This window comes from Alloyangia mangrovi (assembly GCF_002300555.2).
GTDB classification, from domain to species: Bacteria; Pseudomonadota; Alphaproteobacteria; order Rhodobacterales; family Rhodobacteraceae; genus Salipiger; species Salipiger mangrovi.
Genome location: NZ_NTHN02000036.1, coordinates 1 through 25,581 on the forward strand (window position 1 = coordinate 1; position 25,581 = coordinate 25,581).

27 protein-coding genes, 1 tRNA gene and 4 pseudogenes are annotated in these 25,581 nt (G+C 61.7%); 25 read left to right on the top strand and 7 right to left on the bottom strand.

Going from position 1 to position 25,581, the window contains the following annotated elements; translation table 11 throughout:
* A pseudogene (locus CLG85_RS17810) lies at window positions 1-342 on the top strand (hypothetical protein); the annotation flags it as partial.
* A gap of 10 nt (window positions 343-352) precedes the next feature.
* On the opposite strand, the gene CLG85_RS17815 reads toward CLG85_RS17810, so the two are convergent.
* A complete protein-coding gene (locus tag CLG85_RS17815; protein ID WP_164191842.1) occupies window positions 353-568 on the bottom strand; it encodes a hypothetical protein in 216 nt (71 codons plus the stop codon).
* Between the two features lie 180 nt (window positions 569-748).
* On the opposite strand from CLG85_RS17815, the gene CLG85_RS17820 reads away from it, so the two are divergent.
* Window positions 749-1,006 carry a DUF2312 domain-containing protein gene (locus CLG85_RS17820; protein WP_224844552.1) on the top strand — a complete coding sequence of 86 codons (258 nt, stop codon included), beginning with the start codon at window positions 749-751 and terminating at the stop codon, window positions 1,004-1,006.
* A 179-nt stretch (window positions 1,007-1,185) separates the two neighbouring features.
* Here CLG85_RS17820 and CLG85_RS17825 read toward each other — a convergent pair whose 3' ends face one another.
* Window positions 1,186-2,067, bottom strand: coding sequence for a hypothetical protein (locus CLG85_RS17825; protein WP_095880587.1), 882 nt, complete (start codon window positions 2,065-2,067; stop codon window positions 1,186-1,188).
* 95 nt (window positions 2,068-2,162) lie between these two features.
* Here CLG85_RS17825 and CLG85_RS17830 point away from each other — a divergent pair, with 95 nt between their 5' ends.
* The 23 genes and pseudogenes from CLG85_RS17830 to CLG85_RS17935 all read left to right on the top strand — a co-directional run bounded on the left by CLG85_RS17830 (window position 2,163) and on the right by CLG85_RS17935 (window position 21,281).
* Window positions 2,163-3,830 carry an ABC transporter permease gene (locus tag CLG85_RS17830; RefSeq protein WP_095880588.1) on the top strand — a complete coding sequence of 556 codons (1,668 nt, stop codon included), beginning with the start codon at window positions 2,163-2,165 and terminating at the stop codon, window positions 3,828-3,830.
* A 49-nt stretch (window positions 3,831-3,879) separates the two neighbouring features.
* A tRNA-Thr gene (locus CLG85_RS17835) sits at window positions 3,880-3,955 on the top strand.
* A gap of 705 nt (window positions 3,956-4,660) precedes the next feature.
* The gene (locus tag CLG85_RS17840; RefSeq protein WP_095880589.1) at window positions 4,661-5,032 is read left to right on the top strand and encodes a hypothetical protein; all 372 of its coding nucleotides are present in this window, start codon (window positions 4,661-4,663) and stop codon (window positions 5,030-5,032) included.
* A gap of 11 nt (window positions 5,033-5,043) precedes the next feature.
* On the top strand, window positions 5,044-5,445 hold the full coding sequence (locus CLG85_RS17845; RefSeq protein ID WP_095880590.1) for a hypothetical protein: 402 nt from the start codon (window positions 5,044-5,046) through the stop codon (window positions 5,443-5,445).
* A gap of 206 nt (window positions 5,446-5,651) precedes the next feature.
* Entirely contained in the window at window positions 5,652-5,975 is a 324-nt protein-coding gene (locus tag CLG85_RS17850; RefSeq protein WP_141244415.1) for a hypothetical protein, read from the top strand.
* Window positions 5,976-6,058: 83 nt separating this feature from the next.
* A pseudogene (locus tag CLG85_RS17855) lies at window positions 6,059-6,337 on the top strand (transposase); the annotation flags it as partial.
* Window positions 6,338-6,730: 393 nt separating this feature from the next.
* On the top strand, window positions 6,731-7,966 hold the full coding sequence (locus tag CLG85_RS17860; protein WP_095880592.1) for a nucleotidyltransferase domain-containing protein: 1,236 nt from the start codon (window positions 6,731-6,733) through the stop codon (window positions 7,964-7,966).
* 68 nt (window positions 7,967-8,034) lie between these two features.
* Window positions 8,035-8,862, top strand: a complete 828-nt coding sequence (locus CLG85_RS17865; protein WP_260349771.1) for a ubiquitin-conjugating enzyme family protein — start codon at window positions 8,035-8,037, stop codon at window positions 8,860-8,862.
* Window positions 8,852-9,025 carry a ThiF family adenylyltransferase gene (locus CLG85_RS17870; protein WP_260349802.1) on the top strand — a complete coding sequence of 58 codons (174 nt, stop codon included), beginning with the start codon at window positions 8,852-8,854 and terminating at the stop codon, window positions 9,023-9,025. The genes CLG85_RS17865 and CLG85_RS17870 overlap by 11 nt, the downstream gene beginning before the upstream one ends.
* The gene (locus CLG85_RS17875) at window positions 8,955-9,710 is read left to right on the top strand and encodes a ThiF family adenylyltransferase (RefSeq protein ID WP_260349772.1); all 756 of its coding nucleotides are present in this window, start codon (window positions 8,955-8,957) and stop codon (window positions 9,708-9,710) included. Before CLG85_RS17870 ends, CLG85_RS17875 begins: the two co-directional genes overlap by 71 nt.
* Window positions 9,688-10,146, top strand: coding sequence for a Mov34/MPN/PAD-1 family protein (locus CLG85_RS17880; protein WP_095880594.1), 459 nt, complete (start codon window positions 9,688-9,690; stop codon window positions 10,144-10,146). Before CLG85_RS17875 ends, CLG85_RS17880 begins: the two co-directional genes overlap by 23 nt.
* A gap of 31 nt (window positions 10,147-10,177) precedes the next feature.
* The gene (locus tag CLG85_RS27790; RefSeq protein ID WP_375796936.1) at window positions 10,178-10,351 is read left to right on the top strand and encodes a hypothetical protein; all 174 of its coding nucleotides are present in this window, start codon (window positions 10,178-10,180) and stop codon (window positions 10,349-10,351) included.
* Window positions 10,293-11,285: an SAVED domain-containing protein gene (locus tag CLG85_RS17885; protein ID WP_260349803.1), complete on the top strand. Its 993-nt coding sequence runs from the start codon at window positions 10,293-10,295 to the stop codon at window positions 11,283-11,285. The genes CLG85_RS27790 and CLG85_RS17885 overlap by 59 nt, the downstream gene beginning before the upstream one ends.
* 229 nt (window positions 11,286-11,514) lie before the next feature.
* Window positions 11,515-12,132 carry a DUF6064 family protein gene (locus CLG85_RS17890; RefSeq protein WP_260349774.1) on the top strand — a complete coding sequence of 206 codons (618 nt, stop codon included), beginning with the start codon at window positions 11,515-11,517 and terminating at the stop codon, window positions 12,130-12,132.
* A gap of 92 nt (window positions 12,133-12,224) precedes the next feature.
* Window positions 12,225-12,365, top strand: coding sequence for a fused MFS/spermidine synthase (locus tag CLG85_RS17895; protein ID WP_260349776.1), 141 nt, complete (start codon window positions 12,225-12,227; stop codon window positions 12,363-12,365).
* 13 nt (window positions 12,366-12,378) lie between these two features.
* Window positions 12,379-12,708, top strand: a pseudogene (locus CLG85_RS17900) (fused MFS/spermidine synthase); the annotation flags it as partial.
* Window positions 12,709-12,808: 100 nt separating this feature from the next.
* Window positions 12,809-13,636: a spermidine synthase gene (locus tag CLG85_RS17905; RefSeq protein ID WP_260349778.1), complete on the top strand. Its 828-nt coding sequence runs from the start codon at window positions 12,809-12,811 to the stop codon at window positions 13,634-13,636.
* 402 nt (window positions 13,637-14,038) lie between these two features.
* Window positions 14,039-14,506: a DUF411 domain-containing protein gene (locus CLG85_RS17910; RefSeq protein ID WP_095880598.1), complete on the top strand. Its 468-nt coding sequence runs from the start codon at window positions 14,039-14,041 to the stop codon at window positions 14,504-14,506.
* Between the two features lie 394 nt (window positions 14,507-14,900).
* Complete coding sequence (locus tag CLG85_RS17915) at window positions 14,901-15,557, top strand: EF-hand domain-containing protein (protein ID WP_176476454.1); 657 nt, start codon at window positions 14,901-14,903, stop codon at window positions 15,555-15,557.
* Window positions 15,558-15,941: 384 nt separating this feature from the next.
* The gene (locus CLG85_RS17920) at window positions 15,942-16,781 is read left to right on the top strand and encodes a DUF6692 family protein (protein ID WP_095880600.1); all 840 of its coding nucleotides are present in this window, start codon (window positions 15,942-15,944) and stop codon (window positions 16,779-16,781) included.
* 679 nt (window positions 16,782-17,460) lie between these two features.
* Window positions 17,461-17,676 (top strand): hypothetical protein, encoded by a 216-nt coding sequence (locus tag CLG85_RS17925; protein WP_092430903.1) that lies wholly within the window; start codon window positions 17,461-17,463, stop codon window positions 17,674-17,676.
* Between the two features lie 239 nt (window positions 17,677-17,915).
* A complete protein-coding gene (locus CLG85_RS17930) occupies window positions 17,916-20,975 on the top strand; it encodes a multicopper oxidase domain-containing protein (protein WP_260349783.1) in 3,060 nt (1,019 codons plus the stop codon).
* An 18-nt stretch (window positions 20,976-20,993) separates the two neighbouring features.
* Window positions 20,994-21,281 (top strand): copper-binding protein, encoded by a 288-nt coding sequence (locus CLG85_RS17935; RefSeq protein WP_176476456.1) that lies wholly within the window; start codon window positions 20,994-20,996, stop codon window positions 21,279-21,281.
* 369 nt (window positions 21,282-21,650) lie between these two features.
* Here CLG85_RS17935 and CLG85_RS17940 read toward each other — a convergent pair whose 3' ends face one another.
* The 5 genes and pseudogenes from CLG85_RS17940 to CLG85_RS17955 all read right to left on the bottom strand — a co-directional run bounded on the left by CLG85_RS17940 (window position 21,651) and on the right by CLG85_RS17955 (window position 25,572).
* Window positions 21,651-23,351 carry an amidohydrolase family protein gene (locus CLG85_RS17940; RefSeq protein ID WP_235865280.1) on the bottom strand — a complete coding sequence of 567 codons (1,701 nt, stop codon included), beginning with the start codon at window positions 23,349-23,351 and terminating at the stop codon, window positions 21,651-21,653.
* Window positions 23,348-23,809, bottom strand: coding sequence for a hypothetical protein (locus CLG85_RS17945; RefSeq protein WP_141244416.1), 462 nt, complete (start codon window positions 23,807-23,809; stop codon window positions 23,348-23,350). Before CLG85_RS17945 ends, CLG85_RS17940 begins: the two co-directional genes overlap by 4 nt.
* A gap of 42 nt (window positions 23,810-23,851) precedes the next feature.
* On the bottom strand, window positions 23,852-24,163 hold the full coding sequence (locus CLG85_RS27795) for a CPBP family glutamic-type intramembrane protease (protein ID WP_375796937.1): 312 nt from the start codon (window positions 24,161-24,163) through the stop codon (window positions 23,852-23,854).
* Window positions 24,120-24,647, bottom strand: a pseudogene (locus CLG85_RS17950) (CPBP family intramembrane glutamic endopeptidase); the annotation flags it as partial. The pseudogene CLG85_RS17950 and the gene CLG85_RS27795, both read right to left, overlap by 44 nt.
* 43 nt (window positions 24,648-24,690) lie before the next feature.
* Entirely contained in the window at window positions 24,691-25,572 is an 882-nt protein-coding gene (locus tag CLG85_RS17955; RefSeq protein WP_095880604.1) for an SH3 domain-containing protein, read from the bottom strand.
* Window positions 25,573-25,581 lie beyond the last annotated feature (9 nt).

The following is a 25,581-nucleotide window of genomic DNA, read 5'->3' on the forward strand; positions in this document are numbered from 1 at the left end:
CCGAGGTCGAGGCCTTCATCTCCGCCCGGCGCCCCCGACGCGCCCGCGCTGCCGGCCGAGGAGCTGCGGCTGCTTCTGATCGGCGCCATGGCCAACGAGGGCGCGCGGATGCTGGCCACGGGCATGCTGCAGCGCGCCTCCGATCTCGATCTGGTGGCACTGCAAGTGCTGGAGATGCCGCGCTGGCGCGGCGGGCCGATGCAGGTGGCGATGCGCCTCGGGCCTCGGAAACTGCGCGAGGCGCTGGCCGGGGTGGCGCATCCCGACCGCGCCTTCTGGGCACCGCAGCCGCTCTGGGACGATCTGGTCACCACGCGCGCGGCGGACTGGCCGCAGCGGTAGGTCTGCGGGCTCAGCCGAGCAGGATGCCGACCATCACCATGGCCAGGCCGAAGACCGACAGCAGCAGCGTCGCCATGTTCAGCGGCACGATCTTGCGCATAACCTCGCGCAGCCCGTCGTCGTCGAGCCCGGCGCGCTTGGCGCTCCAGACCTTGATGATGCATCCGAAAAGCCCCAGGAGCCCCGCGAGCGAGACCGCCGCACCCAGCCAGATCAGCCATTCCATGCCGCACTATCCTCCGTTCGCGCCGCCCTTCGGCGCTTTCGGGGCGGGTACTGCATCGCCGCCCGCCTCGCAACCCTCGGCGGCATCTGCCCGGCGCGCCGGATCGGGCTTGATGAGGGCGGCGCCGGGGGGGTAGTCAAACCGGCGATACCGGCAGAAAACCTGGCAGGAGTTGATGAGATGCAGGACAATGGTTCCGACGCCTATGGCGTCGCCGCAGGCGAGCTGAAGCAGTTCATCGAGCGCTTCGAGCGGCTCGAGATGGAAAAGAAGGAAATCGCCGACCAGCAGAAAGAGGTCATGGCCGAGGCAAAGGGCCGCGGCTACGACACCAAGGTGATGCGCAAGGTCATCGCGCTGCGCAAGCGCGACAAGGACGACATCGCCGAGGAAGAGGCGGTGCTGGAAATGTACAAGGCCGCGCTCGGCATGGACTGAGCCGCCGCGCCAGCCCCTCGAAAATCCCGGACCGGGGCACGCGCCCCGGTTCCAGGCCAGATAATACCAGACCGGACCGGAGGCGGGACCTCCCGCCCTTCTTCTAGGCAAAAATATCCCGGGGGAGCCGCGCAGCGGCGGGGGCGGAGCCCCCTGTTCTCCGACGTGCACGCGCCGATTCAGGGCGTCAGCACCCGCACCCCGTCCATCTGCGCCAACTGCCACAGATCCTCGTCGTAGAGCCCGGTGAGCATGTCGACATAGGCCTCGTCCCAGCCCGGCATGTCGAGTTCTTCCTCCATCGCCCCGGGCAGGGCGTATTTCTCCAGGAAGGCCGTCATCACCCGGCGCTTCTGCGCCTCGCTGACCGTGGGGTTCTCGCGCAGGAAGCCGCGGAAGCGCTGCATCGCCTCGGGGCTGACGAGTTCGGAGAAGATATCGAAGCTGCCGGTGATCTTCCGCTCGGGCTCGATCCCCGCGGCCTCGCGCAGGATCTTCCCCCAGAGCAGCGGCGTGTCCTCGTTGCACCAGAGCGTGATCGGCACATCGGGCAGGTCGCGCCGCAGCCGCATGACGAGATCGGACCAGCGCAGCTGCATCGGGTCGGCGCCCGACAGGAAGCTCTCGAGCGTCTGGTGCGGCGTGGCGCGCAGCATCGCGGGCAGCCATGTGGCGAAATCGCGCAGCCCGAGGAAAATCTGCAGATCGTCCCCCTCGAAGAGCCGGGCGATCGCCTTCAGCCGCCGTTCGGCCTTGCGATAGAGCGTGCCGCCCTCCAGCGCGAGCTTCGGCACGGATAACAGCGTCTCGTGGCTCAGGATGAGCCGCGTGACCTGCCCGGGATCCTCGCTGAGGATGGCGTCGAGCAGCACCTCGCGCGCTTCGGGCGCCGGGTCCTCTGCACCGAGCGCGCCGATGGCCTCCGAAAGCAGCATGCGGTAGCGCGAGGGGCCGGGGACGGCGATGCCCTCGCGGTGAAACTCGCCTGCATTGCGCAGCAGGCCCTTGAGCAGGCGATCCTCGTCCGTGCATTGCGCGCCGATATGGAGAATGACCTGCATGACCTGCACTTTCGGTTACCAACGGCAGGCACTATACCCGGATGAGAGCCAAGGAAAACCGCGCGCCGCCCGGGGCGGATCACGAAGGAGCCCTCATGAGCCTTGCCGACAACAGCGCCCCGCGCCGCGCCCGACTTTCGCTGGCGCGGGCCTTGCCGAACCCCTGGTCGCTCGGCGCCGCGCTGATTGCCGCTGTGGTGATCGCGCCGATCCTGGCGGTGCTGTGGATCGCGCTGTTCCCGTCGGAAAACATCTGGCCGCATCTCATTTCGACAACTCTGCCGCGCTATTTCGGCAATACGCTCAAGCTGATGGCGGGGGTCGGGCTGCTGGCCGGGGCGGCAGGCTCGGGCGCGGCCTGGCTGGTGGCGCGCTACGAGTTCCCGGGGCGGCGCTGGCTCGAATGGCTGCTGCTGCTGCCGCTGGCGATCCCGGCCTACGTGGGCGCCTACGCGCTGGTCGATTTCCTCGAATACGCCGGGCCGGTGCAGACCGGGCTGCGCGAACTCTTCGGCTGGAAGACCTCGCGCGACTACTGGTTCCCCGAGATCCGCTCGATGGGGGCGGCGATCATTGTGCTCTCGGCGGCGCTTTATCCTTACGTCTACCTGCTGGCCCGCAACGCCTTCCGCGAGCAACCGGGCAGCGCCGACGAGGTGGCGCGTTCGCTGGGGCAAGGTGCCTTTGCGCGCTTCTGGCGCGTCGGCCTGCCGCTCGCGCGCCCGGCCATCGCCGCGGGCATGGCGATCGCCATGATGGAGGCGGTGAACGATTTCGGCACGGTGGATTACTTCTCGGTGCAGACGCTGACCACCGGCATCTTCAGCGTCTGGCTGCAGAGCAACAACGCCGGAGGAGCGGCGCAGATCGCTGGCACGGTGCTGGCGCTGGTCATCGTGCTGGTGCTGCTCGAGAAGGGCTCGCGCCGCCGCATGCGCTTCTTCAACCTCTCTTCGCGGCACCGCCCGGTGGCGCGCACCGCGCTGCGCGGTGCCACCGGGATCGGCGCGACGCTGGCCTGCCTGATCCCCTTCGGCATGGGGTTCGTGCTGCCCGCCTGGGTGATCCTTGGCCATGCGATCGACAACGCGCGGGCCTGGGCCGACCCGAGGCTCTGGCAGGCCGGGGTGCACACGCTCACCGTTGGCGGCATCGCGGCAGTTCTCACGGTGCTCGGCGGGATCTTCCTGGTCTACGGCGTACGCTTGTCGGGCCGGCAATTGCCGCGCCTTCTGCTGCCGATTTCGACCATCGGCTACGCCGCGCCGGGAGCTGTGCTGGGGGTGGGAATCCTGATTCCGCTGGCCGCTGTGGACCATGTGCTCGCCGACACGGTGGAGGCCGCGACCGGCATCGACATGGGCCTGGTGCTGACCGGGTCGGCCTTTGCGCTTGTTCTTTCCTATTTCGTCCGCTTCTTCGCCATCGCGCAGGGCGCGGCGGATGCGGCGATGGGGCGGATCTCGCCCAATCTCGCCCGCGCCGCCCGCTCGCTCGGCCGTACCCAGGGACAGACGTTGCGCGAGGTGTACTACCCGCTGATGCGCGGCTCGGTCGCCTCGGCGCTGCTGCTGGTCTTCGTCGATTGTGTCAAGGAGCTTCCTGCCACGCTGCTGCTGCGCCCGTTCAACTACGAGACCCTTGCCACGCGTGTGCATGACCAGGCCTCGCTGGAGAACCTCGGAGGCGCCGCCCCGGCGGCGGTGCTGGTGATCGGCGTGGGGTTGGCGGCGGTGGGACTCCTGGCTCGCGCAAATCGCTGAATCGCTCTTGCACAAGGGGGCGAAGCTGGCATATGCCTCTGCCCACGGTGCCCCTATAGCTCAGCTGGTAGAGCAACTGATTTGTAATCAGTAGGTCCGCGGTTCGAGTCCGTGTGGGGGCACCATTTTTCCTAAGACTTCGGTCGTGATGCCATATTTTATCATGGTTCCAGAGGTCCAGTGAACCAAGAACTCGCGTGCGCATTCTCTTGGCGCACTTGCAGGCATCGCGGCGCTCTTCCTCGCTTTTCACCACTTGGTCTCGGTCAACGCCGCTTATCAGGCAGTATTGAGTCAGATGAATTGCTGCAATTGCCCGTCTTGGTAGCGATGCTTTTCCTTGAGGTGGAGCCTGAGAAGCACGCCTTTGCCACGTCTTGTTATCGCTTTGCGGGGGTCCAAACCTTCCATACTTCGAAGACCTATTCCTGCCTGAAAATAGGTTAGCTGCGACCCTCAAAAGCACGGCCCGGACTGGGCGATCTCTTGCTTGGATAGTATGTGGCGAAGAATTCTTGGGCCAGACGCTGACCTGCCGCTGTCGTCCTCCATTCTTCCAATCGCCGAACCATTTCTGCGCGCATTCGCGAGTTAACAATGAGCTGCAAGAAGTGTCTTCGTAAAAATGAAGATTCTGAAAAGGACCTCATTTCATTTGGTAAAATATCGTTCGCGTTCGTCGGTTTTCGTCTTTGCGACCCGCCCCGAGGTGAGCGGGCTCGAAAGACGAAAGACCGCGTCACGCAATACGCGCAGGAAGAAAGGAGGAGCCCCCGCCTGCGTGCTTGTCGTCCGTTTCGGGGGCGGCGTTTACAAGAAAGGACGTTCGAATGAACGCCATTCAGAAACGTGCGGTGGTACAGGCCTTCCTCGCACGTCACGATCTCGATCTTCAGCATTCCTGCCTGCAGCTCGGCGGTGCGCCGGCCCTCGGCAGGTTGCAGCGGTTCCGCCGCGCGGTGGCCGTCGCAACGCGGCTCACCACGGGCCACCGCCGGGAGCTCGGCTGGCTGCAGCGGTTGTTGTTGGCCGAGCACGGGAAGGAGGTTGGTTTCGACGAGGTGGATTTCTTCCACGATATCGACCCGGCGGACCCATCGATCCTGACCATCTGCCTGCTCACCGAGGCCCTTGCCGAGGTGATCTCTGCCCTGGGAAACCCTGGGGGCGCGCAGGGCTCCGATGAAGCAGCTGCTGCATGAAGGAGGACAGCATGAGCTATAACTACACGCGCCGCGAAGTGACCATCGAGTACCTCGCGGAACTGGTCATCACCCATGCTGCCGGTCTTTCAGACTGCTGGCGCCCTGCCAGTCTCAACGTGGAAGGTCGTCGTCATCAGATGATGCTGGAGCGCTTTGCGCGTGGCGACGTGCTCGACGACCGGGATGATGCCGCGCTCGAAGCCGTCGGCAAGGCCCTGATTGCCGACGTCGAGGGGATGCTGCCAGGGTATTCGGCGCTGATCCTGCGCGGTGACACTCGCGAAGACGTGTACGTCAATGCCGAGATCCAGCGGCGTCATGACATGCTGATTCGATGGCAGGAATTCCGCGATGCCCGCAACCGTTTGCGCGGCAAGGTTCGGGCAATGCGCCTTCTTGCGGACCTTTGAAGGCAATGGCGGCCAGGCGTGACGCCTGGCCGCCATTGGGTGCAGAATTGCGTGCCACGCACCTCCGGGCACCGCTCTTGTCCGGCGCGGTGCACCATTTCTGGGTTTTTCTGGCATCGGAGGGCCGGGCGCCGCGTACTTTCCAAGTCCCGCAGTCCCATTTTCCGGTCTATGCTATCGTAGATTTTGGCGCACAGGAGTGCATCGTGACAGACGAACATGAGCGCAAGAGACGTCATGCTATCAACGCCTTGAAGGGTATCCTGAAAGATGTGCCCATGAGCGAGCCGCCCGAAGACATGACCTTGGGCGGCAGGGGCATCCGGAATGCCCCGCGGACTCCGCCGGAAGAGCCTACACCGGAACTCGAGGCGGAGATGGACGCTCGTCAGGATGCCTACCGTGCCGGTGAGGTCGGTGAGCCGCCGCTGCTCGAATTCTCGAAGTGGTATCGGGAGGCGAGGGGTCGGACACCGGCGCATTACCAAGCGGTGTTGAAGCCGAAGAACTGGAAAGGTGATGACTCATAATGAAGAGATTCAGGCCTTCCTGGCCGACGTTCTGGCGCTATATCGCGGACACGGTCTGGAGAACCGTGGCGAAGCCGTAGGTTGGAGGTCTGTCGCCGGACGGCACTCGGTGGGTGGCCTGCAAGCCGGGGTTCTTTCTGCACGTCCGACTGTTGTCACGTCTGTTTCGGCGCCTGTTCCTCGATGGGCGGCTGGTTCTGCATCGCGCCGGGGAACTGGCCTTCTACGGCGATCTCGAACGACTGGCGCAGGCGGATGCCTTCATCGCCTGGCTCGCGCCATTCCGAAAATCCGAATGGGTGGTCTATGCCAAGCCGCCTTTCGGCGGCCCCGAGGCCGTGCTCGCCTACCTGAGCCGATACAATGCACTCGACGTCTGCTATCTGCGCTTCTTGGACGCCGTAGCACAAGTCGGATGCCAGCGCTTCTGCGACATCCGTGAAAAACGCAGCATGACGTAAGGCGTCGACAGGAAGGGCGGTCTCCGGACTTTCTCTGCAAGTGCGAACCTAACTTGGTCAAGGTTCAGGACCTGACATTCAGTCAGGCCCAACTCCCCAGATCCAAGGAGGCCGAAACTGACCACGGCTTCCAAAAATTCGCCACCGGCGCGAGAAACCGGTTCACTAAACGTAAAGCAGTGTTCTTCGCGGGGAGAGTTGGCGCACCTCAAATTGAAATTATGCACGCCCAAAGCGTTGCAATCTATCCGTAAGGAACTCACATTGCGTGGGAACGAAAATGGAAAGTAAAGTATGTCTGTAGCGATTACCAAACAGGCCGAAGCATATCTTGAGGCTTTGGCAGAGGCGCTCGAGATCCCACTGGCACGCTACGAACAGGCGGAAACGAGCTATAAATCACTCGGTGACTGGCTGCATCGGGAGGCGTCCAGCGTCCGGGATCATGACCCGGATATCTTTATACAGGGCTCTTTTCGGCTCGGCACGGTTATCAGGCCGATGTCTGACGATGAAGAGTATGACGTGGACTGCGCCTGCTCGCTTACAAGTCTGAGCAAGTCGGATCTGTCTCAGTACGATCTGAAGGACATGCTGGGCAAAGAAATAAAGCTCTACCGTGAAAGCAAGGGCATCAAGAAACCGGTGCACGAAGGCCGACGGTGCTGGCGACTCGAATATGCCGATGGCGCCCAGTTCCATATGGACATCGTTCCCTGTATTCCAAACGCCGAAGATCAGCGACTGCTGCTTGAGACGCGCAATCTCGATGCACAATTTTCCGACACGGCCATCGCAATCACGGATAATGAGGAACCGGCGTACTACGCCATCACAGACGAATGGCCACGTTCCAATCCGCGGGGATACGCGGAGTGGTTCAAATCGCGCATGGGCGACGTCTTCCTCCGCAGGCGTCAGAAGATCTTGAACGAAATGCGCGCGGAAGGTGTAGCCGCCAGTGTCGAAGACATCCCGACATATCGGGTGCGCACACCGCTGCAATCTACCATCATGATTTTGAAACGGCACCGCGACTCAATGTTCGCGGATGATCCGACAGACAAGCCAATTTCGATCATAATTTCCTCTCTTGCCGCGCACGCTTACCAGAGCGAGGAAACGATTGGCTATGCGCTGCTGTCGATTCTGAGCCGGATGGAGGACGCAATTGAGCATGACGGGACAAAGTACATCATCAAGAACCCGACTGACGCGCTCGAAAACTTCGCTGATAAGTGGGAGGACCATCCGGAGCGCGCGGATGCGTTCTTTGAATGGCTGAAGCAAGCGCGAGAGGATTTTTCCACCGCCGGTCGTCTGGTCGAACACAGGCGCATGGCAAATGTGCTGGCGAGCCGTATGGGGCAAGGTCTCACCGATCGGGCAAGCAACCGTGTATTGCAGCCATCACGGCCAGGCTCGCCCAGCCTTGTGAAGGCTGCAGGGGTAGCTTCGGCGACCTCAGCCCCCAGTGTTTCCTTCGGAGACACACCTCGGACGCCCAAAAAGCCTGACGGTTTCGCATGACTTGGTGGCTGCTGCAAAATTCAAGACTTAGGGCGGAAAAGGCCACCCTCGCGGAACTGGAGGGCAGCGTGGATTGGCTTTCTGTCGAAAAATGGCAGGCCAACAAAGACCTTGAAATGTGCGTCGGCTTCATAATCACGCATGGCGAGAAGCGTTTTGGGTTTCGGATGCGTTATCCAAGTGTATTTCCAGATGCGCCGCCAATGATCTTCACCGACGACGGATCGCGGATTTCAAACCATCAATATGGGGCTGACGGGGAACTCTGCCTCGAACACCGCCCAGACAACTGGCACCCTGCGATCACAGGCGCGGATATGGTGGCGAGTTGCCAGCGTCTGATTGCCGAAGAACATCCCGAGGGTGGAGAGACCGTAAATGCGCGATCGGCACACACTGCATCTCTCGGACGTGACCTTCGATCCAAGTCTTGTCGTTTCTTAGTGAGCGAGAACGATCTTGCGGCAATCAACAGGCTACCGGACTTTGGGGAAAGAGAGTTCACGCTTTCAGAGAGGAAGGCAGCAAACAGCTTTCTTGCTTCACTAACACACATAGGGCCAATGGACGCTCCGTCTTGGGTGAGCGACCTGGTCTTGCCCGATGGATTTGCCAAAGAAGCGGGAACGGTCGTTCGCGTGCCGGGAGCAGGAAGCTTAGGCCCTGTAACCATCGAAGCCCTGGGAGCTTTTCTTGACCGCGTAGGCCTTCGTGAACTGCGCTGTCGAATGTTCGACACGGATGCGTTCACCTATTTGCTATTGGGCTACGCGGAGGAATGGGAGCTTTTCTCGATCTTTGGTAAGCCAGACGATCGGAAGGCTTTCCCTTACAGAACGGTTATCGTTCCGGCCGAGCAAAAAACGCGTGCCGGACGAGTTCAAGGTGCTGGCTGACAAGTCTGTAGGGATCGTTGGATGTGGCTCCGTTGGGTCAAAGGTTGCTGCCAGTCTTTGCAGGACGGGCGTGGGAAAATTCCTCTTAATCGATGAAGACATTTTTTTTCCCCGGCAATGCAGTGCGCAACGAGTTGGACCTGAGCGTCACGGGCGCGCATAAGGCGTTCGGGCTGCGAGAAAGACTGAAGAATCTGGCTCCTGAAGTAGATGTCGCCGCATTGCGCATGACACTCGGCGGCCAAGAAAGCGCGGACTCTATGGCCGGTGCGCTTGAGGCGCTAAGTGAATGCGATGTTCTGATCGACGCCACTGGCGAGCCGACCGCATTCAACATGATTGCCTCAATGGCTACGCGCAAAAGAAAACCAATGGTCTGGGCCCAAGTGTTCGCCGGCGGAATCGGGGGCCTTATAGCGAGGGCGCGGCCCGATATGGATCCAACCCCGCACATGGCACGGGCGCAAATCGACAGGTGGTGTGAGGATCAAGGCGTCGCATGGATCAAGCCTGACGATCCAGAGCGTTATGCGGGCCAGGGTGCTGATGGGACACCGATGCTTGCGGTTGATGCAGATGTCGGCGTAATTGCTGCGCACGCCAGCCGTTTAGTAATCGATCTACTGGCCCGCCCGGACGGCAGCATCTTCCCTGTCTCTGCCTACGTGATCGGCCTTTCATCAGAGTGGCTCTTTGACCAACCCTTCGACACGCGGCCAATCGATTTGATCCCTGTTGGGGAATGGGGGGAAACCATAGAACCGCTTGACGAGAAATCCTTTTTCGAGATCCTCAAAGCCCACTTGCCTCCAGAGGAGGACGCGGATGCAGTTGCAGTTGCCGACTGATGTTCTGCAACGCATGCGACACCATCTGTTCATGTCAGGGTCACGTGAGATCGGCGGAATCTTGATGGGCGAAGAGATCGGCGACCAGGTGTTTCAGATCGTCGACTTCAGCGTAGACACATCCCGCGGAACCCGCGCGCAGTTTGTGCGCGACGCCGATCATCACGATGAAGCTCTGTCGGCTTTCTTCGAAAGAACGGGTTCCGAATACGGACGCTTCAACTATCTGGGCGAATGGCACAGCCACCCGAGCTTCAACGTGGACCCCAGTCTTCAAGACGTGCGCGCCATGCAGGATCTCGTGGACGGCTCTGGAGGGGTAGATTTTGCGGTACTCTTTATCAGCCGGCTGAGATGGTATTGGCGCTTCGAATGCAGCGCACATCTTTTCGTACGCGGCCATCCTCCCTCTACGGTTAGCGTCTCGCGTGTGTAACGTGCCTTCTAAATGAAAGACCCGCTTGAAAATGTTCAAACGACACTTCGACAATTTTCTCACGAAGCTCATAGACTGGTGGTTCCGGACCACAACAATCGAACGCTTTCTGATTCAGACAGGCGTAGGTTTGCTCATTGCGATCTTTGCCGGGGCACCCTTGCTCCTTCAGCTTTTGCGTTTTTTTTTGGGGGAGCCTTCCTGAAGGCGCAGCCCGTCTCGAGAACAAACTTGAGGACATCGACTTTTATATTCTTGCAGTCGGCCTTGTCTTAATAGTCTCCGGAATCGCATTCGCGGTTGCAAGATTCATTGGAGAGGCGCGAGCGCAATCAAAATTTCGGAACATCGTTATCGAGGCGCGCGGACTTCGGGACGATGATGGAAATTCGTTGGCCGACACGGTGGCAAAACACCAGAAGGGCTCGGTGGTGCCCATCCTGCTGGACTTGCGAAACAGGCTGGACGGACAGGTGATCGCACCTGAAAGAGCTCTGAGCGAAATAGTATCAATGCACCGGTCTGTTCTGCAGCACCAGAAAGATGGCGACAGGGCTGATCTTACGACGATCTATGGCGGGCTGACATCGGTCCCCTACACATTTCTGACGGGCGTGCTGCTCGACGATGAAGGAAGCATCATCACTTATGACTGGGACCGCGCTCAGGAAACGTGGCGTAAGATCGAAGGCCCTGACGATGGCGCACAATTTCATGTGGATGGGGTCGAAGCGATCGGGGGTGCGCCAGAAGTCGTTTTGGCAACGGCATTCTCATACCCGATCCAAGATGACGACATGGCGACCACGTTTGATCTCCCGAAGGTCAGACTGACCCTCGATGGCATGTCATCCGACGGACACTGGTCGCAACAAAAGCAGAACCGCTTGGCACAGGAATTTCTGGAGGTCGCGAAGAATCTTGCCGGGAAAGGCGTAAAGCGGTTGCATCTGGTGTTGGCCGCACCGAACAGCGTGGTTTTCACATTTGGTCGGCGCTACGATAAGCGGAACTTGCCGGAAATCGTAGTATATCAATATCAACGCGGGGAACCCATTGCCTATCCGTGGGGCGTGTCAATGCCCGTTGCGGGCCTTGATCAGGTCAAAGTAGTCGAGTGCTCTGAGCAGGGTGCCTAAATTGTAAATTAGGTCCATAGCTTTGAGCCTTCACGGAAGGATTTCTTTCGCAAGCTAATTTGCCGAAGGTGGTAGACTTTGCATGAAGGGCCTTGGGTTATATCGCACTGATCCGACCTGGCCTGCTACACGATCCTACTGATGGCCGCTTCGGGGAAGCTGCGCCGCAGCGAGGTCCGTCTTGACGAAGATCGGCTTAGGGCCGTCTCTGCCGGGAGGGTCGCCTCACTTGGGCACCCAGCACGCCGCGCCGCCGCAGGTCTGCTCCGAGCCCTTTCACGCCATTCAGGTCGAAGAAAGTCGAAATTCCTTTTGCGCATGCAGCATTAACCGAGATCCTCCCGCATGGGAGCCTCTTCGGAGGGCGCAGCAGCCTCGCCGGGGAGAAGGGCGATGCCGTTTTCGAGGGAAGAGTTTCTTCGCGATCTTCGCCGCCTGGAACACGGCGGCATGGCCCTACTGGATGCTCGCCTATCCCGTAGGGCTCATGATGATTGTCCTCTGCCGGCGCGGCACGGCGCGCGCGTCCCGGGTCGTGCTGGCGCTGCTCGGGCTGATGTGGATTGTCTGCGGGGCGGGGTATCACTGGGCCTATTTCGCGCAGATCAATGCGGCGGCACGGGGCTTGGCCCTGGCTTTCGTCCTCGAGGGAGCCTTGCTGATCGCCTTCGCAGTCATGACGGACGTCCGCATTTACGCTGGGCGGGACCTGCGAACGGCCCTGGCGCTCGCTACCATGGTCTACGGGCTCGCGCTCTACCCGCTGGTCGGCTGGATCGGAAGGCAGCGTGCTCGGCGCCAACTTCACAGGCAGCTTTCCCTACGTGTGGGACAAGCAATCCGGTGATAGGGCTGTGAGCGGGGAATGACCCGCTGAACGCAAAGGAACGCACCATTCGGTTCTCCATCACCATAGCCCTCATCCTGCTGCTCTCGGCGGTGGGGCTGACCTACGAGATCGCGGCAGGCCGCGTGCTCGCGCCCTTCTTCGGCACCTCGCTGCTGACCTGGACCAGCGTTATCGCGACCGTCCTTGGAGGGTTCTCGCTTGGCAGCGCGCTGGGGGGGCTTCATCGCTGAACGGCCGCGCGCGGTGGCGCTCGGCAACGTCCGAAACGCGCTGGTGGCGACGGCGGTGCTCATGGCAGTTTCGCCGACACTGCTCGGGCTGTTCCATGCCTGGGGCGCGCGTGGCACCGGCGGCATGCTGTTGACCGTGATCCTCGTCTTCTTTCCGGCTTCGGTCTTCGTGACACTGCCGTCGCCTCTGCTGGCCAAGCTGGCCATCGAAGCGCGACCGGGCCGCGAGGGCTCGTCACTGGGGATCGTGCTGGCCGCCGGCTCCGCGGGGGCGATCTTTGGTGCCATCCTCGCCGGGTTCGTGACGCTGCCGCTGATCGGATCGACCGCGACCTTTGCCGCCTGCGGCGCGGCCGCGCTTTTTTGCCTGCCGTTCCTGCGGAGCGGGTCCGCTGACCGGGGGGGAGCAGAACAGGGTTGTCTCCTTCTCAGCGGTCGGCTTCGTGGCCTTCGCGGGTCTGGCCGGCGCGCCGGCCTGCGAGTACGAGTCTGGCCTTTCGTGCCTGCATGTCGCGAAGAACGGCCCCGAGGTGCTTCTCGTCTCGGATGGAACCATACAGGCCGCCGAGTGGGCGTCTGCCGCTGAGCCGAAAGCGGCTGCGGGTGAGCTGGTCCTGCCCTATACGCAGTGGCTCTGGAACCGCCTCGATCATGACTTGGGTCCGGCCCCTTCGGTGCTCTTTGTCGGTGGTGGCGGCTACACCCTCCCGACCGAACTTCTCGTCTCGCGCCCGAAGGCCCGAGCGACCGCCGTCGAGATCGATCCGCTCGTGACCCATGTCGTGCAGGACAACCTGCCGCGCGCGGGACAGATGATCGCACGCACGGGGTACGACGCAGGCACCGAGGCCGCGACCGGGCGGCTTGGACTCGTGCATGCAGATGGGCGGGTCTACCTGAACGAGACAGAGCGCCGGTTCGATGCTGCGGTGATGGATGCCTTTTCCTCGGGCTCGGTCCCGGCCCACCTCGTGACGATCGAGACCTTCGAACGTCTGCGCGGCATCGTGGATGGGCCGGTCTATGTGAACCTGATCGACAAGCCTGACGGCCCCCTTGCCCGAGGTGTTCACGCGATCCTGCGCGAGCTCTACCCGCATGTGGAGACGATCCGCGGTCCAATCAGCGACCGAGGGCGCGGCAACATGCTCCTCGCAGCGTCGCGCACACCGCTGACCGCGCTCGACAGTCTGCCGGAAGACTACCAGTACACCCAGCTCTCGGATGCCCGCGCCTTCACCGATGATCGCGGATGGGTGGGGCATCGGTAGGCGCGCCGGGGGGGCACTCCCTGTGGCCAGCTTCCATTGGCGATGGCTGACGGGGGCAAAGGTGGCTAATTCGGGCCTACCTTTCCGCAGTCCGTCGGGGAACGCGCGTTTGAGGCCGGGCTGGATATATTGCGCTAAACGCCAAAAAAATCTGCTCCGCAGCGAGTATCCTGAAGCTGCGCGTTCCGACCGGCCAGCGCTGCGCCTGCTGCATCCTGCCAATCAGAGAGTTCCAGGGACGCTGAGCTGTGATGGCAGCATTCGTCCAGCCGGCTCGCTGAACGCGTTGCTCCTGTTGGCCTTCCGTCGCTCAACCGCCTCTGGCATCTTGAGCGAGAAAGACCAAGCCTCCGTGCCAAGGGCGGCAAGCACGCCTCGGCGATGACCAGAAAGGAGCCACCGATGACCATGACACGACGCAACATGATAAGCGCCCTCGCGAGTTTTACGGTTTCAGTCCCAATTGGAGTTCGGGCGCAGGCTGCACCGGCGATCCATGTCCTCAAGGATCCGAATTGCGGGTGTTGCACGGGCTGGATCGAAATCCTGCGCCGTGAGGGTTTCACCGTCACCGCGGAGGACAGCCTTGGCACGCTTTTGATGCGCCACAAGCTCGACAAGGGCATCCCGCAGGACATGACCTCCTGCCACACCGGCGAGATCGAAGGCTACATGATCGAAGGGCACGTGCCCGCGGCCGACATCCGCAAGCTCCTCGCGCAGCGCCCGGAGGCCATCGGCCTCACCGTGCCCGGCATGCCTTACGGATCGCCCGGTATGGGTCCCGAGAGCGAGCGCGAAGCCTATGATGTAATCCTGATCAGAAAGGATGGGAGCACAGAGGTCTTCTCCAGCTACGCGGCCGCCTGAGCAGAGGTCTCCCGTCCGAAGGCAACCCGCTCGGGCGTTGCGAGTGCCCAAGGTCAAAGGGCTTTAGTGCCCGAAGCCGCCAGTCAAACCGCTCACATGCCAATGTCGTTTCTCCGGATGGCGAGCTTGCTCCGCATATTCCCGCTCGGCTCGGCAAGTGACACGGCGCCGAAACTTCTTCCAGCACCGACCCTCGCCGGTCCCCGGTTGCCCTGACTTACGGAGCGTCGCGCTCACGATACTCCGCTTCAGTGTCAAACAAGGCGGCGCCCGATTGATCCAGATCATGGACCTTCCAGCGCTGGAATCCCGCATGCTTGGCCTCCCGGCGGATCAATGCCTGGGGAGACATGACATCAGAGCGGCCTTCACTGCGCCGCCGAGGAGAATGAAAATGAAACTCAGCACATTTCCGGCGCTCCTATTCGCATCCACCGTCGCCCTTGCGGGAGCTGTTTGGGCTCACGAAGAGGGTCAGGGATGGGGTGGCCAGGGCATGATGGGCAACCCTTCCGGAGGGTATGGCGGAGGTGGCTATGGTCACGGCCAGGGCATGTTGCAGAGGCAGATGCCACAGGGCGGCTATGGACAGGGCATGATGCAGGGTCAAGGCAGCCCGGCTGAGATGATGGGCGGACAACGTCCCATGTATCCGCAGCGCTCACCTCAGCAGAATTATGGAAATTTCGGACCCGGGATGATGAATGGCCAGCCCCCGATGTTTCCCGGTTCAAGCTACATGGACCGCGGCATGATGAACGAGATGATGCACCCCGGCCAATTTCGGGATGGGCAGGGCTACATGGACTTGGGACAGATGTTCCAAAGCATGGAGAGCAATTTTGCGGACGCAGACTCCGACGGCGATGGCGTGCTTTCAGCAGAAGAGTTCGAACAGCTCCACATCATCATGGTTCGGCCCGTTCTTAGTGACAGATTTCAGGCTCTCGACGAAGACGGGAGTGGTTCGTTGAGCACGGACGAGATGGCCGCGCCCGGCCATATGATGGAGCGCATGCGCCGGTTCTGGGGTGGGAGCCAAGACAACTGACTTCAGGCTGTTTTGCCCCTGAAAAGCTGCTGGCCCAGATAGGTGGCTGGGCTGGCTGACTTTTACGCGGGAGGCGACAGGTCCTCCCATTTCGGGGAGTTTATGGGTCCGTTGCCGGTGTTGTGCGAAGACGGGCGGGCGCCGGTGAAACGCGCGTCTGCCCGCCACGGCGAACGGCGGAACATTCGAGCAGACTGCTCCCGGCCCTCTCGACGAACACCGATGGCATCAATTTCAGAATGCCTTTCGTGCCGGCGTTGCCTGCGTGTGCCGCAAACTGGCTGCCCACTCCTTCACCCCCCCATGCATGCGAGTTCACTTTTTCGGGAACCCTCCAGCGCTGGAAGGCCGTTGAGCCTGAGAGCGACAAGCATGGAGGAGCCGATGACCTATTCCCGCTTCGCCCTCATGATCCTCGCCTCGACGGTGATCATGTTCGGGCTGATGTATCTCAACACCTACGCGTTCGAGCATGTCTTCTTCAGCGAGACCCGTGTCTACATGGCGATCGTCATGGGCGCGACCATGGCCTTCGTCATGCTCGCCTTCATGGCCGCGATGTATCCCAGTCGGGCGGTGAATATCGCCATCTTCGCGGGCAGCATCGTCGTCTTCGCCGGCGCGCTCTGGCTTGTGCGCAGCCAGGTGACCGTGAACGGCGCAAGCTACATGCGGGCCATGATCCCCCACCATTCGATCGCCATCATGACCTCCGAGCGGGCCGGCATCGAGGACGCAAGGGTGCGCAAACTCGCCGACGGCATTGCCACGGCCCAGAAGAAGGAGATCGCTGAAATGCGCGCGCTGATTGCCGATGTCTCCGCCGGAAACGTGGTGCGCGAGATCTACGAGGACCCGCCCGCGCGGCAGGGCACTCTGCAGGATGCGCTCAGCAACACGCTTCTATCGACTCTCGATCCGGCACCGCTGACCCCCGAAGAGGCCGGTAAGGCGATGCCCGAGGGCGAGACCTGCGCCTTCCGCCGCACCCGCACCGAAGACCCAGTGCTGATCGCGGCCGCCGATGGCAGCGCAGCCGTCACCAAACTCAACGGCATCATCCTTTCGTTGAATGCAGGCGACGCCGAGCGGTCCTACAGCACCGAGGGGCTCGAGATGGCGGTCGAGCAGGTGGATGCACTGCGTTCGGACAGCAAGTTGACTTTCAGGCTCGATCCCGGCCCGGAAGCAATCTACCGCGGTTTTTGGTCCTGCAGCGGGTAAAATTTCTGGACTCAGTTGTCTTCGCGGTTCCCTTGCCTGGCGAGAATGCTCGGCGCGCCCGCAAGACGAGAAGCACATCTTCTCTTACGCAGGGGCTGCCCACAACTTCGGCTCATACGCGATGAAAGACGGCCCGATCCGCCATCCGGGCGGCAGAAAATTGCCTGACAGAAACGTGTTTCACCCCGTCCGCGCGAAGCACTTGCTCCGAGAGCGTCTGGATGCGTAACTCTTGCCCATGCTGGAAAAGATTCGAGCCATTGTGATCTTTTGCTCCGTGATGCTCATCACGGTCGGCATGACTCTCGGTCCGGCAAATGCGGCGACCATGATCTCCTGCGAGTCTGAGACGCCGTCGGCGCCTGATAACGCTCAGCCTCACGCAGAACATCATGCACAGATTCCCCACGAGGTGCATGACGATGTGGCGTCTTCGACGCCTCATCAGGCCGAGCACTGTTCGAGCCATGCGTGCATTTTTGGCATCTCGGTGAGCTCTTACGCCCCTTCGGACAGCTTGGTCGAGACGCGCTTGGCCAGAGAGCCCTTTGCATCCTCGCTTGTGCCCCTCGCCAGCCCCGATGGGCTGCGGCGACCTCCTCGCGCCTGAACATCCTTTCTGACACCGCGGCTCTCTTGGGCCGCGCAATGAAGATGTTCTGAACGCGGGACCTATCCCATGAAAATTCTGCATGCGGCTTTCTTGCCGCTGCTCGCTGCGGGCTGCGCGTCCGTGGCCGAGCTTGATGCCTCGCCGACGCTCGTCGCGGCGACCAATTCCGGCATGACCGCACTCGCCGAGGCGGGTCCGACTGTCACCTACACACGTCATGCCATCGAAGAGCCCGGCGACTGGCGCGCCCTGAATGACGCCCAGTCGGAGGAAAGCCGATGAGGCGCGCGACACTTCCGGCTCTTGGAGCTGTCCTCCTTCTCGCGGCATGCGGTGACGCAGCCCTGAGACAAAGTTCCAGCGCGCCCCGTGCAGGTTTTGCCTCTGTAGAGGCTGGGAGCCGCAAGGCTCTGGGCTCGGCTCCCGCATGGCACCTCTCTGCCGCCGAGATCGAGGCAAACGCGTCGCGCGTCCATGCACTGATCAACGGCAAGACGATCAGCGCGGACACCGCAGTACAGGTGGCACTCATCAACAATCGGGCACTGCAGGCCAACTTCGCTGATCTTGGTCTTTCTTCCGCCGAGCTCTGGGAAGCGGCGATGGGCCCGGTCCCCTCGGTGGGCGTGTCGGTGTCGGGGTTGGCCGGCGATGTGACCCGGTCTCTCGAAGCGACGCTGATCAACTCGTTGCTCGACCTCGCGACTACACGCTCCCGGACCGAGATCGCTGCGATCCGTTTCCGACAGGCAGAGCTCGCGGCGCTTTCCGAAACCATCGCGCTCGCCATTGAGACCCGGCGTGCCTGGATAGAAGCGGTGGGGGCTTTCGAAGCCGCCGCTCTGATCGGACAGGCGCAAGGTACCGCAGATGCCGGGTCGGAGCTGGCCGCGCAACTCGGCCGGACTGGCGCGATGAGCAAGGCGGATCAGGCACGCGAACATGCCTTTACCGCCGAACTCGCGGGCGAGCGCAGCGCCGCCAGGCTCGAGGCACAACTCGCCAAGGACCGTCTCATGCGGCTTATGGGGCTCTGGGGCAGCGGCACGACTTTCTATGTGCCCGACGCCCTGCCGTCCCTGCCGGGCCGGCCCCGTGCTTCGGCGGATATCGAACGCATGGCCTTGGCGAACCGCGTTGATCTGGCGGCGGGCAAGCTCGAACTGCAGGCCGTTGCGCTCGACTACAAGCTGAGCGGCGAGACGCGGATGATTTCCGATGTCGCGCTTGCGGCCGGGCTCGAGCTCGAACGCGCGGACGACGAGACCGAAAGAAGCCCAGTGCTGGAAGTGGACTTCGAGATCCCACTCTATGATACCGCAGGTCTTGTCTCGAAGCGCGGCCAGATGGCTTACCTGCAGGCTGCCAGCATGCTTGCGCAGACCGCTGTCGATGCGCGTGCCGAGGCGCGCATGGCCTACCGCGCGGTCACCGGACGCCACGCCGTCGCGCGCCATTGGCGGGACGAGGTCATGCCGCTCCGCAGGCAGATCGATGAAGAGGCCCTGCTGTCCTACAACGGCATGCTGACCTCGACCTTCGAGCTGCTCGAAGACGCGCGTGAGGGGCTTGATGCGCGTCTTTCCACCGCAGAGGCCAAGCGCGACTACTGGCTCGCCGAAACTGATGTCACCGCCGCGATCTGGGGGGGGCGACGTCGGCGCATCCTCCGAAGAGGAGGACGAAGAATGATGAACCGCAGACAACTTCTGGGGGCCGGCATCGGCGCGGGGGCGACCCTCGCCTCGGCAGCTATGGCCCAAACCCGCTTTCGCGATCTGCCCGAGGCGGCGAGCACCGAGAGCCCCTATACTCAGGTGCCAGAGCGTCCGGGTGTCGGACCGGACTACAATCCGGTTGTCACCCTAAATGGCTGGTCCTTGCCTTTCCGCATGAACGGCAACGTCAAGGAATTCCATCTGGTTGCCGAACCGGTCGAACGCATCATGGCCGACGGGATGATCGCGCGTCTCTGGGGTTACAACGGTCAGTCCACTGGCCCCACGATCGAGGCGGTGGAGGGCGAGCGGGTCCGCATCTACGTGACCAACCGGTTGCCCGAGCACACCTCGGTCCATTGGCACGGGCTGATCCTGCCATCCGGCATGGATGGTGTGGGCGGTCTCAGCCACCCTGGGATTCCGCCGGGCAAGACCTTCGTCTACGAGTTCGATCTCACGAAATCCGGCACCTTCATGTACCACCCTCACGCCGACGAGATGGTGCAGATGGCGATGGGGATGATGGGGCTCTTCATCGTCCACCCGCGCGATCCCGAGTTCATGCCTGTCGACAGGGATTTTGCCTTCCTTCTGGCGGCCTACGACATCGACCCCGGGACCTATATCCCGCGTGTAGCCGAGATGACGGATTTCAATCTCTGGACTTTCAACAGCCGGATTTTCCCCGACATCGACCCGCTGGTGGCGGCGAAAGGCGACAGGGTGCGCGTGCGCGTGGGGAACCTCACGATGACCAATCACCCGGTCCACATGCACGGCTACGATTTCGAAGTCACCTGTACGGATGGCGGTTGGGTACGCCCCGAAGCCCGCTGGCCCGAGGTGACCATCGACATCCCCGTCGGCGCCATGCGCGCCTATGAGTTCGACGCCGTGCATGAGGGGGATTGGGCACTGCATTGCCACAAGTCGCACCACACGATGAACGCGATGGGCCATGAGCTTCCGAACGTCATCGGCGCCGACAAGCGACGACTGACGGAAATGGTGCGTCGCCAGCAGCCCGGTTACATGCCGATGGGTACTGCGGGCATGGCGGACATGGGCGAAATGTCCATGGAAATTCCCGAAAACACCATCCCGATGATGACTGGTTGGGGACCTCACGGGCCGCTTGAGATGGGCGGCATGTTTACCGTGATGAAGGTGCGCGAGGGGATCGAGGCAGGCGATTACAGCGATCCCGGCTGGTACGAGAATCCCCCCCGGCACGCAGGCCTACGAATGGACCGGCGAACTTCCGGACCACGCATCCAACACCAGCCCCAAAACCCTTCTCACGCCGCGCGGCGGTGTGAGGCAGGGCTGACCTATTCGAGCAAAGGAGGACCAAAGCTCATGAAGAAAGCACTACTCACTCTCGCGACCCTGATCGCGCCCACTTTCGCATCGGCTGCCGGGCAGCACGCCGGTGGTCACGCCGACGATCATGGCCCGATGAAGGGCCATGCCATGGCGCTTGGCTCGACCGCCCAAGGCGAGCCCACGCGCACGGTCGAGATCGTGATGAACGAGGACTACGACGCGGACTCCGTCTACGTCTTCGACAAGAAGGAACTCGACTTTGCTGCTGGCGAGACCGTGCGTCTGCACATCATCAACGCCGGCGAAGAAGTCCACGAGTTCGTCATGGACACCGCCGCAGCCAATGCCGAGCACAAGGAACTGATGGCGAAGTTCCCGGAAATGGAACACGACGATCCCAACTCCGTCCGCCTCGAGCCGGGTCAGGAGGCAGAGATACTCTGGACCTTCGGCGAACCCGGCACCTTCGAATTCGCATGCCTTCTTCCCGGCCATTACGAGGCCGGCATGCACGGCCCAATCACTGTCAACTGATCCAAGCGGAGACTTCCCATGAAACTTCTTTCGATTGCAACTGCACTCGTCGTCTCTGCGACGGCGGTTTTCGCCCAGAGCGACGATGGCATGAGCACCGGCACGGTGACCAAGGTGGACACCAAGTGGAACAAGGTGACCATCGATCACGGCCCGCTGGAAAACCTCGATATGCCCGCGATGAAGATGGTATTCGTCGTTGCGGATGCCGCCATGTTGGAAGGGCTGGCGGAAGGCACTGAAATCCGATTCAGCGCCGACCGCGTCAACGGCAAGCTGACCGTCACCGAGATGGAACAGCAATGATAACAGACCCCGCGCCGGCTCTGGCCGGCGCGGGACGCTTAGCCAGAAGGGAGGGCTCCGTCACAAAGGTTCGCCGCAGCGCGGCGAATGGCAGAAAGGTCCGCGCTGCCGACCTTCATCCTCCGAAAATGCGGCGCAATGGACGAATGTCCGGTCTGGTGAAGCTGCACCGCGGCAACCATCAGGACAGCGAATGTCCGTTCAGGGCATCAAATGGAAGTTGCGAAACCAAAATTCGAACGACGGGCCAATATTGCATGGATGCGCCCCACCGGCATTGCCTGCAGCCGATGATTTGCATCGCCGATTTCCCAAGCAATCAGCCCCGGATTGGAACCGCCGGCATGTAGGCCAATTCGCGCGATTATGTCATTCGTGTGCCAGTTCCGAGCCTGCGCCCGTGTCGTCGGGCAATTTTGGATAAGGTGACGAAAGTATTGTCCGATCGTCAATCCAATTTCCAATACTGACCGACTCGAAACGACCTGTTTCTTCTACCGGATAGCGGATAGGCTGACCCGACCTAATATCGAGAACCTCGGAATCGCGTACGACCAGCGATCCATTGACGATTACGTAGGGAATACCGGTCGAGGGCAGTCCGTTTTCACCGGACTTATAGGTGGCGTTGTCGGTAACAGTTTCGGGGTTAAATAGAGTCAAGTCAGCAACCTTGCCGACCTGGACCCGCCCGCGATCCTGCATGTCCTGAAGCCCGGCATCGCCGAGGTGCAGCGCTGTCCAATAGCTGACCTGCGACAGGGTGAACATCAGCGGCACACCCTGCTCGCGGCCCATGCGGAGAGTTTTGGCGTAGGCGCCGGGCGTACGCGGGTGACCGGCATATTCCGGATAATCAGCCTCCCAGGCCAGCAACGCGCCTTCCCGTCCGACACCGGGCATGGCGTCGCTCGCAACCGTCATATGAGGAACCGTCAGCCAATAGGCCATCCATTTCTGGCGCGGAGGCAGGAAGACGACGACGGACTGGCCGGGATCATTTTGCACGAGGGCCTCGTATTCCTCCCTCGTGAGGAATTTGTTCTGCAGGGGATCAAACAGCGTGTCCTCGTACTGGTAGCCGTATTTGTCGATCCACAGTTCAGGCTTGAAGAAGTCAGCGCCGACCCCGGTCGACCCAGCGTCATAGGGATAGTACTCGCCCCACATGTTGAGGCCCTTGGCGCGGGCCATCTGGAGTTTTTCTTCGATCTCCCACCAGCCGTAGTCATTGTCATGAGCCACCAGCAACGGTGCATCCAGGAGATACGCATTTGTGAAGACCTCGTCGAAAGCGATTGGCGCTTCGGTCGGCGTCTCCGCGCTCAGGTGGTATCGCGTATGGACTGAGGCGAGCCGGCCATATCGGGCGGCAGTGCGCTGCATCTCGAACACTTCGTAGCTTGTTGCCCCGGTCGCCATGTAGGCGAGATTAATTCCGACGCCGACCGCGCCCGCGCGTAGATCATCGTCCACGATCTTCATGACCGCATTCATCTGGTCGATATTGCTGCGAGTCACGGACCAACCCTGCGTCCCGTCTCTCGCCGTCTCGTTGACGTAGTTAGAGATGTTGGACATATCGACCGTTTCGTCAAAATTGCCTTCAGGGTCATGGACGACCATGCGCGCGAGCAAGGTGCTTGCCGTCGTGCCGTAATTGACCTGCCAACCTTCCTTTGCCTTCGTGTCGTACCAGTCGCCGACGTTCAGTGCGCCAAGTTCCAGGTCCATCCCGGTCGTCACACCGTCGCGCAGTGCCATTTTGGTGGCGAACAGATCGACCGCATGAAAATGCGTGTCGATGAAACCGGGCGCGACTACAAGGCCGGTCGCGTCAATGGTTTCCGCTCCGGTAATCGCAACCTTGGTTATCGCCGCGATGCGACCATCCTTGATCCCAACATTGGCGACAGCATCATACATAGTCTCAGGGTCCATGACTCGACCACCATTGACGACAAGGTCGTATTGCTGCGCAGAAGCCGCGATAGCGAACATCATACCTGCGGCGATGCTAACCGAACCAATGGGCACAAAATCCATCAAGGCTTTCGAAGTAATTCTCATTCTGAAATCCCTCCGATTACAAACTCCCTGACGATGATGGTAATATTGTTTGGTTTGTGGCGGTCGTGATCCATGTCAAATTTCTCGCGCGTTGGAAGCTTCGAAGTTGGATCGCAGGCTTCCAACCAAGCACTCAGCTCAGAAATCAATGTCTTAAACGTCCGCAATGCCGGCCTCGGATCGTCGGAAATGCTGCGGTCTGCATAAACGACCGGCTCGGTGGAGCTGCGCCGCAGCGAGGTCGGCCAGCCCCAAGGTCGGGTTAGGGCCGGGAATGACGGGCCGCGCTCCCCGCCAGGTGTAGGGCTCGCCGCAGCGCCGCATGACCGGTTAAGCGCGAACACGACATTCGATCTTGTCGCAGCACGACGCTTATTGCTGACTTTGAGGCCGAAATCGGTGGTCTGGTTCGCGAGATGCAATCGGCTGAAATGCAAACGCTTCGAACTCGCCGGCATTCCCCTCGCCCGGGGGATGGAAACCGCGCTCGAAGATGCCACTCACCTATGTGCGGTTGTGGCTCTGACTTTTCTAAGGAGCCACGCTCCATAGAGAACGTTCGGCAATATCAGCAGGAGGGGCACCAGCATCTGCTGGCCTTTGCCTGCCTCCTCGAGAGCCTGTTGCTGCTCCATGGCCTGCTGCGACGCGAGGCCGATCATGAAAATCGCGAAGTCCCAAAGCGCGTGGTAGATGACGGAAACCCAGAGCGATCCGGTGCGCAGGAAAATCGCCATTAGAAAAAAGGCCCGTGCAAGCGGCCATCGCTGCTTGAACCAAAGCGGGACCGAAGTCTCCCGTGACAAAGCCATTCAATAGGTGAACGGCGCCGAAAAGCCCCGATGTCCAAAGGATGGCTGGCCAGATGGAAACTCTCGCGCGCAGGCCATGGAACAGCAGCCCCCGAAACATCGCTTCCTCCGAGAACCCCACCAGAAGCGTGTTCGCGAGAACGAGCAGCGTAACTCCTGCAGGAGGCAGCCCCATAAGCGCCGCGAGGCCGAGGATCACGGCAAGCACGAGGACTGGGAACCAAAGCAGCGGGAGATCGCGCCTGCGCGGGCGTCTGAAGCCCACCTCCTGCCATCCGGGCCCCCATGTGATGACGGCGGTCAGCAGGACCCCGGCAAGAAGCACCTGCCAAGCGAGGGTGCTGGTCAGCAGATCCTGCAGCGGCTGCGGGCTCGGGTGGAACACCTTCGCCCCGAAGATCGTGACCGTTACCCATCCCACCAGCAGGATAGTCAGCCCTGACGCGGAGGTCTTCGACCCTGAGGGGGCCTCGGTCAGGGGCATGCGCGCCACCAGCAGCTACGGCGACCTCCCAGCCGGGGAACAGTCACAAGCCCTGCTCGCGGCGATAGGCGTCGACCGCCTTGCTTGCGTGAATGGATTGCTCTGCCGAGCAGCTGGAGCCGGCGGTGATCAGGCTGCCGGCGGGGGCGAACAGCAGGGTGCAGCCGGTGTCGAAACGAACCTCAAACTCTCCACTGTCCCGGTGCAGCAGTTCCGGCGGAGCCCCAGTCGCGCCGCCGGGGGTTGCGGGAGCTGCGCTCTCACGCAGGTATCGCCCGTTCACCCATCCGCGCAGACTGCCCGCAGCATTCTCGATCTGGCACCAGCGCGAGCTGTCAGTGCGTTGGCACCCGAGGTTGCGTAGCTCGGCGCCGTTGGACACGGTTCCCACGACGACATGTCCGGTCCCCGGCCCAGCCCGCACGTTCAGGCTGTCCTGCGGTGGAAGATCACTGACGACGTACCAGTCCGGACCTCCTGCAAGGCCGTCGGCAAAGTCGGTAGGAGTCGCGCCCGCGCCATCGGTGATCGAGATGTCGAGGCTGTAGCGCGCGGTTTCCTCCCGGCGGGCGGCATTGCGCATCAGGAAGACCTGAATGCGATAGCGCCCGTTCACAGGCAGTTGCCCGGAAAAACGGTCGCCGGAACTTGCGCCAGTGAACATCGCAGCATCCGCCCCCGGAGCCCAGACGTTGAAGTAGTTCGACAGGTTGGACGTCTGCAGCTCGACCTGCATGGCCTGACCCGCCCCAGCTTGCAGGTAATAGTCGACCGCTGCGTAGCCGCTGATCTCGCCGCTATAGGTCGCACCCGTCGTCCCTGGCGCGAAGCGCACCTCGACGCTGCGGGTGTCCTGAGCGGCGACTGGTCCCGCAAGCGCCGCCATCAAGCCAAGAGCAAGATTGCACAGGGTTCGTGCCATCATCGTCCTATC

Excerpts from the sequence above, each read along its gene's own strand:
- CLG85_RS17815 (WP_164191842.1), bottom strand. The coding sequence starts at position 568 with ATGGAATGGCTGATCTGGCTGGGTGCGGCGGTCTCGCTCGCGGGGCTC.
- CLG85_RS17820 (WP_224844552.1), top strand. The coding sequence starts at position 749 with ATGCAGGACAATGGTTCCGACGCCTATGGCGTCGCCGCAGGCGAGCTG.
- CLG85_RS17825 (WP_095880587.1), bottom strand. The coding sequence starts at position 2,067 with ATGCAGGTCATTCTCCATATCGGCGCGCAATGCACGGACGAGGATCGC.
- CLG85_RS17830 (WP_095880588.1), top strand. The coding sequence starts at position 2,163 with ATGAGCCTTGCCGACAACAGCGCCCCGCGCCGCGCCCGACTTTCGCTG.
- CLG85_RS17840 (WP_095880589.1), top strand. The coding sequence starts at position 4,661 with ATGAACGCCATTCAGAAACGTGCGGTGGTACAGGCCTTCCTCGCACGT.
- CLG85_RS17845 (WP_095880590.1), top strand. The coding sequence starts at position 5,044 with ATGAGCTATAACTACACGCGCCGCGAAGTGACCATCGAGTACCTCGCG.
- CLG85_RS17860 (WP_095880592.1), top strand. The coding sequence starts at position 6,731 with ATGTCTGTAGCGATTACCAAACAGGCCGAAGCATATCTTGAGGCTTTG.
- CLG85_RS17875 (WP_260349772.1), top strand. The coding sequence starts at position 8,955 with ATGAAGACATTTTTTTTCCCCGGCAATGCAGTGCGCAACGAGTTGGAC.
- CLG85_RS17880 (WP_095880594.1), top strand. The coding sequence starts at position 9,688 with ATGCAGTTGCAGTTGCCGACTGATGTTCTGCAACGCATGCGACACCAT.
- CLG85_RS27790 (WP_375796936.1), top strand. The coding sequence starts at position 10,178 with ATGTTCAAACGACACTTCGACAATTTTCTCACGAAGCTCATAGACTGG.
- CLG85_RS17910 (WP_095880598.1), top strand. The coding sequence starts at position 14,039 with ATGACCATGACACGACGCAACATGATAAGCGCCCTCGCGAGTTTTACG.
- CLG85_RS17915 (WP_176476454.1), top strand. The coding sequence starts at position 14,901 with ATGAAACTCAGCACATTTCCGGCGCTCCTATTCGCATCCACCGTCGCC.
- CLG85_RS17920 (WP_095880600.1), top strand. The coding sequence starts at position 15,942 with ATGACCTATTCCCGCTTCGCCCTCATGATCCTCGCCTCGACGGTGATC.
- CLG85_RS17925 (WP_092430903.1), top strand. The coding sequence starts at position 17,461 with ATGAAAATTCTGCATGCGGCTTTCTTGCCGCTGCTCGCTGCGGGCTGC.
- CLG85_RS17935 (WP_176476456.1), top strand. The coding sequence starts at position 20,994 with ATGAAACTTCTTTCGATTGCAACTGCACTCGTCGTCTCTGCGACGGCG.
- CLG85_RS17940 (WP_235865280.1), bottom strand. The coding sequence starts at position 23,351 with ATGAGAATTACTTCGAAAGCCTTGATGGATTTTGTGCCCATTGGTTCG.
- CLG85_RS17945 (WP_141244416.1), bottom strand. The coding sequence starts at position 23,809 with ATGCCGGCGAGTTCGAAGCGTTTGCATTTCAGCCGATTGCATCTCGCG.
- CLG85_RS27795 (WP_375796937.1), bottom strand. The coding sequence starts at position 24,163 with ATGGCTTTGTCACGGGAGACTTCGGTCCCGCTTTGGTTCAAGCAGCGA.
- CLG85_RS17955 (WP_095880604.1), bottom strand. The coding sequence starts at position 25,572 with ATGATGGCACGAACCCTGTGCAATCTTGCTCTTGGCTTGATGGCGGCG.